Origin of the sequence: Candidatus Nitrospira allomarina (assembly GCF_032050975.1) — a bacterium.
GTDB lineage: Bacteria > Nitrospirota > Nitrospiria > Nitrospirales > UBA8639 > Nitrospira_E > Nitrospira_E allomarina.
In genome coordinates this window covers 3,320,063-3,337,146 of record NZ_CP116967.1, presented here as the reverse complement: position 1 = coordinate 3,337,146, position 17,084 = coordinate 3,320,063, and the positions used below count along the sequence as shown (strand labels likewise).

The window sequence follows — 17,084 nt, the reverse complement described above, 5'->3', positions numbered from 1 at the left end:
CAAGCAGAAGACTCCCATTGTCAGGGTTCTCAACATGGCAGCAACCGTGAAAGCAGGGGGGACCTTTATAAGACCTTTGAAAGATTTTCTATCCTATCAGGCCTTCCCGCCTGGTGCATCTTTAGGCCGATGATTCCCAATTCATGATGTGACCTGGTTAAGACGTGGGACACACAACCACCCGTTACACGTAAAGATCTCCGGCTGGCTTCAGATAACTGGGGAGGAAGGGTATCAACTTGGATGCCCAAGGGCCCTGGGAGGGACTCATCATGCTATGGTGAAGGGATAGCCGCGGTTCGGTTCCGGCTTCTACTTCCTTGAGAGTATCTAACAGGAATACTATCTTTTGATGACGTTCAGGAAGAAAATTTCATGGAGCATTCATGGTAAATTCATTTGCGTATCATATGCAGATGCATGAACCTCATGATGCGAGGACACATGTCCGTCGTTTCGGCATGCAATTAAAAGGAATAACCATTTCAATGAATAATTCAACGGGCACAGATAGGCCTAGCCGTTAAGTGCCTGTGCGTGGGAGGTTTATTGTTTGAAGTCTTTTTCATCTGTGCGAATTAATTCTTGGGATTTTTCGGGAATATCCTACAAACTCGCTTTAGCCTGAAACAGTCATGGTTATCTTGACATTCCTGGTTAGCGGCGAAGCATTTTTCTTATTTTTGAGAAACCGGGTTCCGGAGTTGAACATTTTGAAATGAAGAATTTTTATCGTCCACATCTTGAGCCTTGGTTTGTTTGGGGACAGGAGGCGAGGATGCAAGCTGGGGATTTGAAGATGTATTTGAAATATTGGAAGAAAAGATTAAAGGACTCAATACAAAAAGAAGAAACGCGATAGGCCAAAAGACAGGCCTTCTCAAAGGACAGTACAGGCAATCCTCAGAATCTGCGGATTGACGATTGTCCTTCTTTTTTCCTGTCTTACTATTGGGCAATTGGCTGTTCATGTGCCTTTCACAGCTGTCTTTGGACGACTCCGGAATCACTCTTCCATTTATCGGAATGAATAGGAGAAATATTTATACTTATCACTGGTCGCTTCGTAAAACAGTAGCCAGGAAGGTTTAAACATGGTTTTGGGATACGAATTATGCTGAATTTATAGAAAACGAAGACATCTGTACCCGTAATTTAGCACTGGGCCTCCAATGAAAGACCCCCAATTCTCGGGGACCATCATGAACGACTTTCCATGTAAAGCCTTGCGCTAATTCCAGAACAACCTTCTGTCCAATCCAAAGAGTGAGTCCCTTTCCCAGACACGATTTCTGTTGAATGCCAAAAGGAGAATACTGCTTGGGGCCGATGGACGTTGTTAAAAAGCGATCAGGGTTGAAGGCATTTGGGTTCGGGAAGATGTCAGCATCCCGATGGCTTTCACGAATGCCAATCCGTACCAGCCAGCCTTTTGGGATCAAAAATCCTTCAAATTCAATGTCGCGCAGGGCCTTGCGCATAAGATATTCGCTTTGCTCCAGCCGCAGAGTTTCAAGAACAACACGATTGCCCAATTGGTGCGCAGATTGTCTGAGTGATTCGTCTTGTGAGTGGAGGTTCGTGCGAAGCGCCTTTATCCATTGAGCGTTGTCACTGAGCAATTTGAACATCCAGAATAAAAGGTCGGATACATCTATCCAGGACGTTTGAAGCAGATAGATGAAATTCCGCAGTAAGGTGGTGTCATGGGAATATGTTGAGCAATCATGAAGCTGGTCTCCAAGGAAACTTCTAAAATAGGATGGTCGTTCATGTACGTGGCTCAGAAATATCTTTTCAATTTCATCCAAAGATTGATCAATCTTTGATTTGGTCGTAAACAGCGCGTGCCGGTAATCAATTTTTTCATATAATTTTTGCAACCGTCTAAAGTCCTGATCATGAGGAGAAATTCCCAGAAACAGCGCCACGAAAATGGAAAATGCCATGTTCTGGAAATGGGGAACTGGATTCGTACATTTTGTATGGCTTGACATTTTTGAGAGATTGTCCCTGATAATCTCACCAATCAACTCTTCCTTTCCCTGAAGGAATATATGGTCAGAAAAAATGTTTTTCATTTTATTCCGATATTCCATGTGAATGGCGGGTGCCATATAACGCATGAAGCCGCCGGGGATGCGACTGTTAAAAGGCATGGGCGGTGTCGTTGTATCATCTTCGTGGAGTTTTAAAAATTCTGTACCCAGTTCTATTCCAGCCAGACAAATCATCGGCTGGACGAAATTATTCATTTTAAAAATGGGGCCGTGTTTATCAGCCTGTTTCTGATAATACAAATAATCAACCCAAGGGCCTGGAGGTGCGAGTCTCAGAGAACCGGGAGGAAGTCTCTTCTTAGAGCCGAATGTCGACCTTGCGCGCCAAAAGTACAGGTAAAACACCAATGGAAAAGCCAAAACCAACACTGCAGGGACATACCGGGGAAAATACAGGACGAGCAAGACAGTCAGGGAAATATATAAGACAATAGCCGAACTGAGTAGGACAAACACACGAGGAAACAATCGCAGGCGACGAATGAAACCTGGCAGACGGTACACGTTCAAAATGGGAGCGAGAGGAAGTAATACGGCTATCACCGTAATTAGTGATGTCATGAGGATGGTGAGTTTCGAAAAGTCATTGAGGATAGGAATCGGGGGCATTGACTACAGGCCGAATATTTTCCTCTCAGCAAATGTCCTCTTTTCTGGGTCGTATTCCTGTATTGCCCCGTATTGGGTTTTTTGTAACAACAGTTCTTCTACGATATCCAAGTATCGTTGCAAATAGACCTCTTCCGAATATTCCTGATGGTACGCCTGGTTGGCTTCGCCTTTGAGTTCATTCCTTTTCTTTGCATCAGCAATCATTGTGGTGATGGCTTGTTGAAGTTCTGTTGAATTCGTGTACAAAATCCCACCCCCCTTTTCAGAAATGATTTCTTCGACAGCACTTTGCTTCCTGGCAATGACGGGAGTTCCGGCAGAATAGGATTCCGCGGTGATGTGACAGAAGGTTTGATAGCAAAGTGAGGGGACAATGGTGGCCAATGCGTTCTCATATAGTACTTGAATTTGGCTTTGGGAATATTGATCAACGAACAACACATTGGGCATGCCGTTGGCCAAATCGTGTAATTGCGGACTATAGCTGCCTCGCCCACAAATGATCAGTGTATGGTCCTGAATGTGACGGAATAGGGGTATAACATCTTGAAAGCCTTTATATTCTTCTAACCGGCCGACACAAAGAAAGTACGCTGCATTTGCCGGTAGGATCTCATGAGTCCCCTTGGCTGGTTCCGGAATGGTGTAAAAAGGGGGCAAATGAATCATGACATTCCTGAACCCACGCTCACGATGTTTGTGAATGGTAAAAAGGCTTGGGCCCAGGAACACATCGACATGTCTGGTCATGTTTTCCATGAGACCGGTATTGCGCCAAAATTGGGGTGGTTTGCCATTCCGTACCGTGCAGGTGAGGCATTGGGGCTTTTCGCAGACCTCGTTGGTATATTTCCAAAGGAGGTGCATAGGGCAAATCAACCAGTGATCATTCAATCCACACATTTTGATAGTGCTCTGTCCGTAGCTGAAGATTTCAGGACCCCCCAATAATGAAATGTTGTAGTAGTGAATGACATCAAAATGCTCTTTGAAGCATTTTTGTAGGCTGGCTTTCTGGCCAAACGGTCTTCCGGTTTGATGAACGGCCAAGAGACTCAGACGTTTCAATGGAGAGGTGATTTTTTGGATGGTGATAGTGGGATGATCTTCGTAGGATTCAACAACCTTTTTCCCTGTCAGGACTTCATACGCATCAGGGTTATGTAACACCGTGACATCATGGCCCAGTTTCGCCAGCCCGTTGGCCAGTCGGTGGACGTACAACCCATCCGCATCCGAATTGTAAGGCGGATAAAAGGTCGTGCAAAGGCAAAATCTGAGTTTTTTCGTCATAAGGCTTTAAAGACTGTTCGGATATTGGTAGGCACTTTCTTCAGAGATGAAGGTCTTCATGGTGGGTGCTTCCTCTGTAATGGTCCCTGTTGTATTCAGTTGTTGGAGAATCTGTGCTGCGACGGAGACTGCGATAGCGCCGGGGTATTTGCCGGAAATTTCCGGGATGCCGATGGGGCAAATGAGGCGTTTTATCTCCTCCTGCCTCAATCCCTTTTGGAGAAGTCGTTTTTCAAAACGGGTGCGCTTGGTTTTTGATCCGATAAGTCCCAGATACCGGAAATCCCCGCGTTTCAGAATATGTTCGCAGAGTTCCAGGTCAAGCGGGTGGCTATGTGTCATGATCAGGAAGAATGTCCCTGGGTGCGTTTCCTGAATAATTTCAACATACTGTTCTGTTACCACCTTTTCCACATTCGGTGGAACGGAGACGGGAAACATTTCGGGCCGTGCATCGATCCAGGTGACATGGCAGGGCAACCCCCCTATCACCCCAATGATGGCTTTCCCAACATGGCCGGCCCCGAACAAAACCAGTCTAAAAGGATTGAGACCATATAACTCTAACAAGTAGGCTGGCCATTGGTCCCCTGGTTTGCGAAACACCACATGCGGATTCATGTCGGAATTGACGGAGGATTTCAGCAAGGTGCGGGCATGATCCAACACGGACTCCTGACCGGCTCCCAGACTCCCTTCAACATGGTGTGTAGTCACGATCATTTTCCCCTGTCTGTCAGATCCATTCTGACTGTCTAGAGAAGTAATGAGAACACACGGTTCGTTATTCCGGCACTTTATCAAATGGTTCAGCCAGAAATGGTCAACCGGATGGAGTATTTCCAGATACAGGGTACATGCCCCTCCACAACATTGGCCGACATCCGCCCCAAGGTGCCAGGTTCGAAGACATCGTTTTGGCTGTTGATTCCCCTCAGCCCGCAGCATCTGGCGCGCCTTTTCGATGACCTCATATTCCAGAGCACCGCCGCCAATGGATCCAAAATAATCAGATGCAGTGACGACCATCTTGGCCCCCACTTCACGCGGGGTTGATCCTGTTGTCTGTACCAGGACCACCAGGGCACAGGCCATTCGCCGATCTCTCATGGATTCCAGCACTGCTAACCAGGTATTCATAGTTGGCCGGAGGACCAGCTTGTCATGTTGAACGAATGTCCTGAATGGCCTTCAGGATGCGTTCCGGGGTTGCCGGTGCATCTAATTGCGGACGTCGACAAAGGTTCCCGGCCGCGGCAATGGCATCTTTAATGGCCTGGAACACCGAGATGGCCAGCATGAATGGCGGTTCACCAACCGCCTTGGAGGAAAACACACTGTCTGTTCGATTGGGCGCGGTCTCGAGTAACTCAACATTAAAATGCACAGGGCAATCACGGCAGGCCGGAATTTTGTAGGAGGACGAGGTGTTAGTTTGCAGAACTCCGGCATCATTCCAGATCAGTTCCTCCATTGTTAACCAGCCTGCCCCCTGAAGGAAGGCCCCTTCAATCTGCCCGCGATCAATGGCAGGATTCAGTGATCTTCCACAATCGTGCAAAATATCGACCCTCAGCAGTGTACTTTCTCCTGTCAGGGTATCGATCGCCACCTCGGAAACCGCTGCGCCATAGGAAAAGTACAGAAAGGGCCGGCCGGTGAAGTTGCTTCGGTCGAACTCGATTTCCGGGGTTCGGTAAAACCCGGTCGCTGACAATGAGATCCGTTCTTGATAGGCGAGCGCCACCAAATCCTGAAACGAAATATGTTGGGACCCGAGCAATACCCGGTTATTTGAAAAGACAACCTCTTCCGGCCGGATGTGAAAATGCTTTGCAGCGAATTCGATCAGACGAATTTTGATTGTTCGGGCAGCCGCTTGAGCGGCCTTGCCATTGAGGTCCGCCCCAACCGAGGCCGCCGTCGCTGATGCATTCGGAACTTTGCTGGTATCGGCCGCAGAAATGGTAATGCGCCCGATATCAATCTGCAATTCTTCGGCGACAACCTGAGCGACTTTGGTATAGAGCCCCTGGCCCATCTCTGTTCCGCCATGATTCAGGTAGACGCTGCCGTCGATATATACATGGACCAATGCACCGGCCTGGTTTAAATGGGTTTGAGTAAAAGCAATACCATATTTCACCGGAGTCAACGCCAAGCCGCGTTTAAGTATCGGACTATGACGGTTGAAATCCTCGATTTCAGCACGACGCTCCCGGTACCTGGCATCTGTTTCCAGGCGTGAGACGATCTCATGTAATAGGCGGTCTTCGACACGCATGCCATAAGGCGTGGTATCACGTTGCCCTGGTTCGTAAAAGTTTCGTTTGCGGATGTCGAGCGGATCTTGACCGAGGTAACGGGCAATTTCGTCGATAATCTGTTCCATCACCCAGATTCCCTGGGGGGCGCCAAATCCGCGAAAAGCGGTATTGGATACCGTGTTGGTTTTGCAGCGGTGAGAGTTAATGGTCACATGAGGTAAAAAATAACAATTGTCGCTGTGAAGCATGGCACGATCGTTAATAAATCCTGAGAGATCGGCAGACATCCCGCACCGTGAGGACAGCTCCACCCTGTATCCCTCGATTCGCCCCTCATCGTCAAAGCCGACCTGATAGAGGGCCATAAAATCATGCCGCTTGCCGGTCATCACCATGTCTTCCTGCCGGGTTAGCCTGCATTTCACAGCCTGACCCGTATTTGCGGCGAGTAAAGCCGCCACACAGGCAAAGAGAGTCGACTGAGTTTCCTTACCCCCAAAGGCACCCCCCATACGACGACACATCACTGTCACGTCACTGATTCGTTTCAACCCCAGCACCCGGGCAACCGCCTGTTGGATATGTGAAGGATACTGGGTGGCGCTGTGAATACAGATTCCTCCGTCATTATTGGGAATCGCCAGGGCCACCTGGGATTCGAAATAAAAGTGCTCCTGGCCGCCGACCTTAAGTTGTCCTTCCAGGTGGTGAGTAGCGGATTCCAGCGCCTGCGTGGCGTTTCCCCTGGATAGGCGTTTCGATGGCAGGACAAACGAATCATCAGCCAGCGCTTGTTCGACCGTGAGAACCGGCACCAGAGGGTCATATTCCACCCTCGCGCAATTGACCGCCGCTCGCGCCTGCTGAAATGATTGCGCAGCCACGGCATAGAGCGGCTGTCCGACACACTCAACGTGCGTCGAAGCAAAGACGGGCTCATCCGCCTGAATGAAGCTGATGAGGTTTTCCCCAGGAATATCGTGTGCAGTGACAACCGACACAACCCCGGGAGACTGTCTGACGCGTTCCAGGTCAAGTGTGGTGACGCGTGCATGAGCATATTGGCTGACTCCAAAAGCCGCATAAAGTGTCAATGCGGGAGCCAACAGGTCGTCGACGTAGTCTGCCTCGCCGGTCACATGTAAACGAGCGCTATCGTGCATTTTGGACGATCCGGCACCACCTGGAATCTCATGGTTACTCATAGGTCTTTTGGTACGCCCTGACCTGCAGGTTTTCCGGTGGAAGGGTTGATTCAAGATACCATCGTTGAAGGAGGTTTTTGGCGACCAACATTCGATAGGCCGGGGAGGCACGCCCATCGGTGGTTGGTTCAAAATCTTTCGCTAACTGGTGACCCGCTGTTTCTATCGTATCTGCAGCCCAGGGCATGCCGGTCAACGCATGTTCACAGTGAGCAGCCCGCTTCACGTAAGGGGACATGCCGCCATAGCACACACGCACCTGGTGTATCCGGTTGTCTTTCAGTTCCATAGAGAAGGCCGCGCTGATCGCCGCAATATCACAATCGTGCCGTTTGGTAATTTTATACGCAAAGAACATACTCCCTTCTTTTGGAAGGGGAAGGAAAATGGATTCGATAAGCTCGCCGGGAGCGAGAACATCATGCTTGGCACCTGTCAGAAAGGCTTCCACCGACACGGTTCGTTGCGTGTTGGCAACACGTAACGCCATCATGCCGTCGAGGGCAATCAAGGCCGTGGCGGTATCACTGACGGGTGACCGGCCGGCAATGTTCCCACCGATGGTTGCCAGATTACGAACTGCCGGGCACCCGAAACGCAGCAATAAATCTCCAAAGGCGGGATAGTAACGGGCGATGACCGGATAGACTTCCGTCAGGGTCGTCGCCGAACCGATTGTGATACCTGAATCGGAGAGAAAGATACCCCGGAGCTCCTTGACCTTTCCGATGAAGATTATCGTTTCATTTTTCTGTGATTTCTGCGAAACGGTGGGGCCAATATCGGTGCCACCGGCAAGGAGAATAGGGTTTTCATACTGTCCAAGCATGTCGGAAAGTTCGGCTAGATCCAAAGGGAGCAGATAACGATTCGTTTTCCCCGTGCTCGTCCTTCCTTGTATGGATAGTCGATGGGATCTTTTGATGGAATCTAATAATTTACGAAGTGTACTTTCATCTGTAGCCACTCGCCCGGAAAACCCGGGACTTTTGTTCATTCGTTGGTTGCCCTCCACGACGGTTGGACGATCGCTTTCAAACAGGCCCAAGGCGGCATCAATGATTGGTCGATAGCCGGTACAGCGACATAGATTTCCGGTCAACGCATTGACGATCGCTTCTCTCTCGGGGAGTTCCCCGGATTGGTAAAGCGCAAACAGACTCATGACAATGCCCGGGGTACAATATCCGCATTGCGAGGCATGAGCCTCAACCAATGCTTGTTGCACAGGATGCAGGTGTCCATCGACCGTCTTCAGATCTTCCACCGTGAGAAGCACCTGGCCATCCACCTGAGGTAATGGGTGAAGACAGGAATTGATGGTGCGATAGCGAAGCCGTCCATCATTGTTTAAATCCGCCAAAACCACTGTGCAGGCCCCGCAACCTCCTTCCCCACAAGCCTCTTTCGTTCCGGTTCGGTTCCCTATTTCCCGCAGATAGCGCAAAATAGTCATAGAGGGATCAATGTTGGCTAAGGTTTTGATTTCCCCACCCAGAACAAAACGGATGGCAGAATTCTCAGAGCCATCAAATGAAGTCAGATTTGGCATGTCGTTCAAGACATTGTGTGCACGATAAGAGTTGAGTCACAAGCTTTTATTCTATAAGGTTATTTTTCCAGCTTTTTCTGATAGGTCAATGCGTGCGAAGAAACGATGAATGGGGGCACCAGCCGTCTATTGTCTCCTTAGGGCGCTTGGAACGCAACAGGGCCTATTAACTGGTCGATTGGGAATTTTTACAGGTGCGGTGAGACAAAAGAAAAACGTGAGGACATTGGGGAGCAAGATATTTTGAAATTTCTGTTTTGGTACCTGTTGGAAGGAAGCAAGGTAAGTGTCAAGCAGAAATGGGTATGGCATTGAAGGAATTTTCGTGTTTGGCTAGGTTAGAAAGGGTTGTTCCTTTAATTGATCGTAGGCACCATCCTGGGCAGGAAACATAGAGCCTGCGGTGATTCCCATATATACCAATTCATGTGCTGATAAATAACCTTTCCCATTCTTCCAGTATTAAAGTATCTCCGGGTTCCTGGCCCCCTTCACCCGATCCATAATTTTGCCGGATCGGATTTTGGGAAGCGACGGGACATTTTAAATTTTCCGGCGCCGGCGATCCTGCCGAATTCCCCTAAGACAGGATCCTGCAAACTTTAAATGAGATCGGCGTTTCCTGCTGTCTTTGTTTAAGGCAAGGGTCGTGATCTGTCCTCCCGCGCTCGGCTGCGGGTTGTCGATAGCGACGACTTCCACCACCGCCTCATGGCTAAAGAGAGCCCTTTCGATTTCTGCGGTTCTGATCCTGTTTCCGGCGCTGATTTGCATATGTTTAAGAGGCATAACTTCGCAATGACATACATCTTGAAATGAACTCTATTGAGAGGTACCGTAGGGCATAGATGTCTACCTTTTTGTTTCTGGAGGTAAAGGATGTGGTTTCGTCGTAAGCGAACAGTCTTGCCAAAGCTTCAAATCCTGCTACTCGTGACTTGCGCGTGGTTGGGCTCGGCCGGGTTCGAATCGGCTTCCGCCCATACTGACTCACAAGTCCGCAATGTGTGGGTGCAGGTTGTGCCGCCTTATCGCGGACTCGTACGCGCCATAACCGAAGGTGAGCATTGCCCCTTGGCCTTTTTCGATGGCCGCCCTGCGCGGATGAAAGTGCGTGCGCAACCGAATTCGGATTTTGATGTTCTGGTCTGCGAACTCCTTGTACCGTATGAGACCGACCGGATCGAAGTTGCCGGTCGTGACCTGCGCCCGGTTTCTCGGAATCCACGGCGAATCGCGGTGGTCGGAGACACCGGCTGTCGCATGAAGGCGGGGAGTGCGTTCGACGACGGTTTCCAAAACTGTGGTGACCCGGACGATTGGGAGTTCGCCAAGGTTGCGCAGCGTGTAGCGGAATGGCAGCCGGATCTAATTATTCAGTTAGGAGATTACATCTATCGCGAGCAAAAGTGCCCCGATGGTTGCGAGAATTGCCAGGGCAGTCCATACAACAGTCCGGGTATGCGGATGGCGACCTGGAATGTGGAGTTCTTCGATCCGGGAATACCGATGCTCGAGGCGGCCCCCATCGTCTTCGTAAGGGGTGACCACGAGACATGTGAGCGCGCCGGACTGGGGTACGTCCGTTTTCTCGACCCTTTTGAATTCGCAGCCTGCAGTGACTTCAGTGATCCCTATGCCTTGGAGTTCGAAAATCTGCAGTTGGTCGTCATGGATACCGTACAGGCCGATGATACTTCGCTCTCGCCGCACGTGGTGGTCAATCGCTATGCGCAAGATTTCGAACGGGCAGCGAAGCTCGCAAGGGGTCCCACATGGCTCCTCAGTCACCGCCCCATCTGGGCATGGCGGCCGGCTCACAGTATCGTCCCCGAGGCAAAAACCGATGCGTGCGGCAATCAGATGATTCCACCCGTAGCTGTGGAAGATATCAACGTGACTACGCAGGATGCATTGACTGCCTCAAGCCTGTCGGGCCGCTTGCCCCCGGCGGTAGACCTCGTCCTCACCGCCCATATTCACGTGGGTGAGGTGTTGAGCTTCACCGGCCGTCGCCCCCCTCAGATGGTCGTAGGCATCAGTGGCACAAAATTGCTTCCAGCTGTTACCAGGGGACTTGAGGGGAGGGTCATTGACGGCGAGACTGTGACGCACGCCATGATGGTCTCGGTCCACGGATTTTTTGGTTTCGTGCCCCGTCAACGAGGTGCCTGGAGTGTAAACGTATTCGACGCTGGCGGAGGGAGTGTCACGAAATGCAGGATCGATGACAAGAATGCCCGGTGTCGGTCGCGGTAAGCGTTGCTGTACAGGGACACCGTATTGTGTAAGGGATAGAGAGAACTCACACTCCAGTACGGAAATGTCTCCGGGGTCCTGGCCAAGTTCATTGACCTGCAATCCCCGACGAATGTTTTTGCTGGCCTGTGGGACATTGACGGAGCCATGCTTTCATGATGGAAACAGTAACAGTAAGAAGTTCCAACGAACAGGCATTCAATATCCAAGTGTCTGGATTGGTCCAGGGAGTCGGTTTTCGTCCGAGGGTCTGGCAACTGGCTCAACGCTTTGATCTTCGAGGTCGTGTTTCCAACAATGGAAACGGTGTTCAAATTCTGGTCGCAGGCGAGGAAAATAACCTCAGGCATTTCATTCATGAACTGACTCACAATCCTCCGCCACTCGCTAAAATTGCCGAAATCTTCTCAAGCGGCATTTCCCTGTCTGACGTCCCGGAAGACACGTTTGTCATTGCCGGTACCGACAGAAGTCCTGTGCAAACCGGCATTGTTCCGGATACCGTCCCATGTCCGGACTGCGTGAAGGAAATATTTGATCCTTTTGCCCGGCGCTACCGCTATCCCTTTACCAACTGCACGCATTGCGGACCCCGCCTGACGATTCAGGAAGGGATTCCCTATGACCGGCCTTCCACCACACTGAAGGATTTTCCTCTATGCGATGCCTGTCTCAAGGACTATCAGGACCCCCAAAACCCCCGATTTCATGCCCAACCGATCGCGTGCCATGCATGCGGACCGAAGGTATGGATTGAACGTATGGACGGAAAACCCGTGGCGGTGCATTCCTACACGATGTTGGATGAGGCAGATGCGGCCGGCATTCTCCTCCGGAAAGGGCACATTCTGGCCATGAAAGGATTAGGCGGATTCCAACTTGCCTGCGATGCCACCCGGGAGGACGCGGTCAGCCGGCTTCGTGCCTTGAAACACAGGGAAGGAAAGCCTCTGGCATTAATGGCGCGCGACCTGGAAGTGATTCGCCGGTATTGTGTGGTAGGGGAGAGGGAAGCCGAACTCTTACAAAGCCCGGCGGCCCCCATTGTTATCCTCAAGCGCCATGCGGAGAGGGCTCTTGCACCAAGTGTCGCTCCCGGCATGTCCACCTATGGATGTATGTTACCCAACTCACCGCTGCACCATTTGATCCTCCATCGCATGGCTCACCCCATTGTATTAACCAGCGGTAACCATGCCGGCGAACCCCAGTGGATCGACAATGACCAGGCCAAAGTACATTTGAAAAACATTGCCGAGTTTGTGGTCCTGCATAATCGGGGAATTGCCCAACGTGTTGACGATTCGGTGGTCAAAGTCATGGAGCAGGTTCCACGAGTGCTGCGACGGAGTCGAGGGCTTGCGCCCATACCCATATGGCTTCCCTCGGGCTTCGAACACAGTCCTGCTATTCTTGCTATGGGCGGTGAACTCAAAAATACCTTCTGCTTACTCAAAGATGGACAAGCCCTGCTCTCCCATCACATTGGCGATTTGGAGGATTCTTTGACCTATGCCGATTATCAACGGGCCATCTCGCATTACCAACACCTGTTTGAGCACAAGCCTGACAGCATCGCCGTTGATCTGCACCCGGAATACCTGTCGAGTAAGTTCGGGCGGGTCCATGCCAACTTCCACCGTCTGCCGACTTTCGATATCCAACATCACCATGCTCATCTCGCGGCCTGTCTGGTCGAAAACGGGGTTCGTTTAAATACTGAACCGGTCCTTGGGGTTATCTTGGATGGGTTGGGCTATGGGGAAGACAACACAATTTGGGGCGGAGAATTTTTGCTGGCGGATTATGGGGGCTTTACTCGTCTTGGGTCCTTTAAACCCGTACCGATGCTCGGCGGAACTCAGGCAATTAAAGAACCGTGGCGAAACACCTATGCGCATGTGATGGCAGAAATGGGGTGGGCGGAGTTTGCGATGAACTACTCCGATCTGCCATTGTTTGATCTTCTCGAGAAAAAACCTCGCATGATGCTGAATCGCATGTTGAGCCACCGGATTAATAGTCCGTTGGCGAGTTCCTGCGGTCGGTTGTTCGATGCCGCCGCTGCTGCGATGGGTATTTGCACCGAGCACGTGTTATATGAGGGGCAAGCTGCAATGGAGATGGAGGCTCTGGTGGATGATGACACACTTCATCATGAGGACGAATCGTTGGCGTATCCATTTTCTATTCCGCGCCTGAAGCACTCTGGATTACCCTATGTCGAACCGTTAGGAATGTGGCAGGCGCTTTTTGGCGACCTTATTCTCCACACACCGGTTCCGGTCATGGCCGCACGGTTTCATAAGGGGCTTGCCAAGGTGATTTGTCACATGGTCACACAGTGCTCACAATCTCCTGACGGTCATGACCGGCATCAAACGGTGGTCCTTTCAGGTGGCGTGTTTCAAAATCAGGTGTTGTTTGAACTTGTGAAGGCCAAGTTGACGGCAGAAGGATTCACCGTCCTTTCCCACAAACAGGTTCCAATGAACGATGGTGGCATTGCCCTTGGACAAGCCGCGATTGCCGCAGCTCGTTCCTTGAAAAGGACCAAGGAGGTTCGATCCACATGTGTTTAGGCATCCCTGGGCAAATTGTAGAAATCAGCAATGAGGAGCATAAGCTCGCAATCGTGAATGTGGGTGGTGTTCGACGGGAAGTGAATATCGCCTGCATTGTCGATGAGGAGCATTCTCCTGCATCCTGTGTCGGGGATTGGGTGCTGATTCACGTGGGGTTTGCCATGAGTCGGATTGACGAAAAGGAAGCTAAGCGGACAATAGAGTTGCTGACTGAAATGGGAGAAGTGCAAACAGAAATCCAGGCGATGCGTCAGTCGAATACCTCCTAAAGGATGGCCGCATGTCTAATCAAAAAACATTAGCCTCCCTCTATCCCTTCCTGCAGCCGTCCCCGAAAGATTCGGCACCCGTAACATCCGGATTGCTTGAATCGGTGCGAATGAAATCGCAAGATAGCACCCAGGTCATCCAAACATTTTTTGACGCACAGGCCGAAAAAGTTGTGGCCGCTGCCATGGCCGTAGCGGACATTTATCAACATGAGGGACGGCTGTTTACGATGGGCAACGGCGGATCGAGCTGTGATGCCGCCCATATTGCCGTCGAATTTTTACATCCCGTGACCACCGGGCGCCCTGCGCTTCCTGCCGTCAATCTTGCGGCGGATCAGGCCATGATGACCGCTGTAGGAAATGATGTGGGGTTTGATCACATTTTTGTGCGCCAGCTGATCGCACAGGGAAAGGCCGGGGACGGGGTGATCGGCGTGTCCACGAGCGGCAATTCCGAAAATATTATGCGGACCTTTAGGAAAGCTAAGGAGATGGGGGTGACCACCATTGGCCTCACCGGGGGACTTGGGGGAGCCATGGCAACCTCTTCTGCCATTGATCATTGCCTGGTTGTGCCTACTGAGAGTATTCACCGGATCCAGGAATGTCACGTCCTGATCTATCACATTCTTTGGGATCTCGTGCACACCCTCCTGGCTGCTCATCGGGGCGTGTCGGCCGCGAAAAAGGACACCCCATGAAATTCGTCGATGAATTTCGGGATCCCCAAAAAGCCCGGATCCTTCTCCAGGAAATTGAGAGACTGGTGAAACGGAGACCCATCTGCCGCGATCGGCCCATTGGGATCATGGAGGTCTGCGGCGGGCATACTCACACGATTTTTCGCTATGGCCTCAATAAAATGCTCCCGAAGGAAGTCGAATTCATTCACGGACCGGGTTGTCCGGTTTGCGTCCTGCCACGAGGCCGCGTGGATGACGGTATTGCTCTGGCTGAACGGGACGAGGTGATCATGACCACATTCGGGGATGCCATGCGGGTGACCGGCTCCAAAAAAAATCTCCTACAGGCCAAAGCCGAGGGAGCCGATGTGCGCATGGTCTATTCACCATTGGATGCCCTGAATCTTGCGCGAGTGAATCCTGACAGAGAAGTGGTCTTTTTCGGGCTTGGGTTTGAGACCACCATGCCCAGTACGGCGTTGACCATACTCCAGGCCAAGCAAGAAGGAATCAAAAATTTCTCGATTTTTTGTAACCACATCACAATCATTCCCACGATCAAGGCCATCCTGGATTCTCCTGATCTTCAGCTTGACGGCTTTTTGGGCCCGGGCCATGTGAGTATGGTGATCGGAACCAAGCCCTACTCATTTATCGCTGAATATTATCGAAAGCCCATCACCATCGCCGGGTTTGAACCACTGGACATTTTACAATCCGTGTGGATGGTTCTGAAACAATTGGCGGAGGGACGCTGTGAAGTCGAGAATCAATATACACGGATTGTTCCTCCTGATGGGAACACGCAATCGTTAGAGGCTATTCAAGAAGTGTTTGAACTGCGGGAGTTTTTTGAATGGCGGGGGTTGGGGTCTATCGATCACTCCGGGGTCCGAGTCCGTGAGGAATTTTCTGCGTTTGACGCTGAACGAAAATTTCCTCTTCCCAATCTGAAAATTGCCGATCCCACGTCCTGCCAATGCGGGGAAGTGTTGAAGGGGGTGATTAAGCCGAGTCAATGTAAGGTATTTGGCACGGCCTGCACTCCTCAAAATCCCTTGGGAGCGTTGATGGTTTCCACGGAAGGCGCCTGTGCCGCCTACTACAACTACGGCTGGATTCCCGAAGAAGATCTGCATCCGGCAAGAAGCCCAGTGTAAGCCATAATAAGAATGTAAAGAACCGGTTGAATATGATAAATCCTGAATCGCTTACTTCTCCTCAACCGGATTTCGTCAAGACCAAGCCCATGCTGAACCGAACTACTAACGATGAACGGATTACCCTGGCTCATGGAAGTGGCGGCAAAGCCATGCGAGATCTCATTCAGAATCTGTTGGTCCCAACCTTTAATAATCCCATCCTCGATAACTTAGAAGATCAGGCCACGATTCCGTTGGGACAATTGCTCCAACATGGTGACCGGCTGGCATTTACGACGGATAGCTATGTCGTGGATCCGTTGTTTTTTCCGGGAGGCAACATTGGCGAATTGGCCGTGAACGGGACGGTTAATGACCTGGCGGTCAGCGGAGCACGCCCGCTATTTTTGTCATGCGGGTTGGTGATTGAAGAGGGTTTTCCCTTGGACACGCTCGCCCTCATTGCCTCGGCTATGAAACAGGCGGCTGATCGGGCAGAGGTCTCTATTGTTACGGGAGATACCAAAGTCGTTGAAAAAGGTTCCGCGGACAAGCTCTTCATTAACACCGCAGGAATCGGCGTAATTCGAGAAGGGGTTGCCATGGCCGCAACTAGGGCTCAGGCCGGGGATGCCATCATTACGAACGGTTTTATCGGTGACCACGGCGTGGCCATTCTTCTGGCTCGAAACGAATTGGCCCTGGAAGCCGATGTTCAAAGCGACACCCAGCCAGTCCACGATCTGGTGTCCCATATGCTGGATGTCTGCTCCAATATTCATTGTTTGCGGGATGCCACGCGCGGCGGATTGGCCACCGTCCTCAATGAATTCGCCTCGGCCTCGAAGGTGTCGATTCAGATCAACGAAGCCCATGTGCCTATTCGAGAAACCGTTCGAGGAGCCTGTGAAATTCTCGGCCTTGATCCCCTGTACCTGGCCAATGAGGGAAAAATTGTGGCAGCGGTCCCATATGAAAACGCTCACGAACTTATTGAGGCCATGCGGGACCATCCCCTAGGCAAACACAGTGCCATCATCGGGAGTGTCAACGCCTCACCGGCGGGAATCGTAATGCTTGCCACTACCTTCGGAGGTACACGAATCGTGGATACGCTGGTGGGGGATCAATTGCCGCGAATCTGCTAGAAAAGA

12 protein-coding genes are annotated in these 17,084 nt (G+C 51.0%); 6 read left to right on the top strand and 6 right to left on the bottom strand.

Going from position 1 to position 17,084, the window contains the following annotated elements:
• Nucleotides 1-1,112: 1,112 nt before the first annotated feature.
• The 6 genes from PP769_RS14835 to PP769_RS14810 form a co-directional block, all read right to left on the bottom strand.
• Nucleotides 1,113-2,621, bottom strand: a complete 1,509-nt coding sequence (locus tag PP769_RS14835) for a cytochrome P450 (RefSeq protein WP_312641499.1) — start codon at nucleotides 2,619-2,621, stop codon at nucleotides 1,113-1,115.
• Between the two features lie 51 nt (nucleotides 2,622-2,672).
• Complete coding sequence (locus tag PP769_RS14830) at nucleotides 2,673-3,965, bottom strand: glycosyltransferase family 4 protein (protein ID WP_312641497.1); 1,293 nt, start codon at nucleotides 3,963-3,965, stop codon at nucleotides 2,673-2,675.
• Between the two features lie 6 nt (nucleotides 3,966-3,971).
• The gene (gene xdhC / locus PP769_RS14825) at nucleotides 3,972-5,105 is read right to left on the bottom strand and encodes a xanthine dehydrogenase accessory protein XdhC (protein WP_312641495.1); all 1,134 of its coding nucleotides are present in this window, start codon (nucleotides 5,103-5,105) and stop codon (nucleotides 3,972-3,974) included.
• A 22-nt stretch (nucleotides 5,106-5,127) separates the two neighbouring features.
• On the bottom strand, nucleotides 5,128-7,437 hold the full coding sequence (gene xdhB, locus PP769_RS14820) for a xanthine dehydrogenase molybdopterin binding subunit (RefSeq protein ID WP_312641491.1): 2,310 nt from the start codon (nucleotides 7,435-7,437) through the stop codon (nucleotides 5,128-5,130).
• Nucleotides 7,430-8,989: a xanthine dehydrogenase small subunit gene (gene xdhA / locus PP769_RS14815; protein WP_312641482.1), complete on the bottom strand. Its 1,560-nt coding sequence runs from the start codon at nucleotides 8,987-8,989 to the stop codon at nucleotides 7,430-7,432. The genes xdhB and xdhA overlap by 8 nt, the downstream gene beginning before the upstream one ends.
• A gap of 543 nt (nucleotides 8,990-9,532) precedes the next feature.
• Nucleotides 9,533-9,778 carry a hypothetical protein gene (locus PP769_RS14810; RefSeq protein ID WP_312641475.1) on the bottom strand — a complete coding sequence of 82 codons (246 nt, stop codon included), beginning with the start codon at nucleotides 9,776-9,778 and terminating at the stop codon, nucleotides 9,533-9,535.
• A gap of 90 nt (nucleotides 9,779-9,868) precedes the next feature.
• Here PP769_RS14810 and PP769_RS14805 point away from each other — a divergent pair, with 90 nt between their 5' ends.
• The 6 genes from PP769_RS14805 to hypE all read left to right on the top strand — a co-directional run bounded on the left by PP769_RS14805 (nucleotide 9,869) and on the right by hypE (nucleotide 17,078).
• A complete protein-coding gene (locus PP769_RS14805) occupies nucleotides 9,869-11,248 on the top strand; it encodes a metallophosphoesterase (protein WP_312641473.1) in 1,380 nt (459 codons plus the stop codon).
• A 155-nt stretch (nucleotides 11,249-11,403) separates the two neighbouring features.
• Nucleotides 11,404-13,830: a carbamoyltransferase HypF gene (gene hypF, locus PP769_RS14800; RefSeq protein ID WP_312641471.1), complete on the top strand. Its 2,427-nt coding sequence runs from the start codon at nucleotides 11,404-11,406 to the stop codon at nucleotides 13,828-13,830.
• Nucleotides 13,821-14,102, top strand: a complete 282-nt coding sequence (locus PP769_RS14795; protein WP_312641469.1) for a HypC/HybG/HupF family hydrogenase formation chaperone — start codon at nucleotides 13,821-13,823, stop codon at nucleotides 14,100-14,102. Before hypF ends, PP769_RS14795 begins: the two co-directional genes overlap by 10 nt.
• Nucleotides 14,103-14,113: 11 nt before the next feature.
• Nucleotides 14,114-14,806 carry a D-sedoheptulose-7-phosphate isomerase gene (locus tag PP769_RS14790; RefSeq protein ID WP_312641467.1) on the top strand — a complete coding sequence of 231 codons (693 nt, stop codon included), beginning with the start codon at nucleotides 14,114-14,116 and terminating at the stop codon, nucleotides 14,804-14,806.
• Nucleotides 14,803-15,948, top strand: coding sequence for a hydrogenase formation protein HypD (gene hypD / locus PP769_RS14785; RefSeq protein ID WP_312641465.1), 1,146 nt, complete (start codon nucleotides 14,803-14,805; stop codon nucleotides 15,946-15,948). The genes PP769_RS14790 and hypD overlap by 4 nt, the downstream gene beginning before the upstream one ends.
• A 32-nt stretch (nucleotides 15,949-15,980) precedes the next feature.
• Complete coding sequence (gene hypE, locus PP769_RS14780) at nucleotides 15,981-17,078, top strand: hydrogenase expression/formation protein HypE (protein WP_312641462.1); 1,098 nt, start codon at nucleotides 15,981-15,983, stop codon at nucleotides 17,076-17,078.
• Nucleotides 17,079-17,084 lie beyond the last annotated feature (6 nt).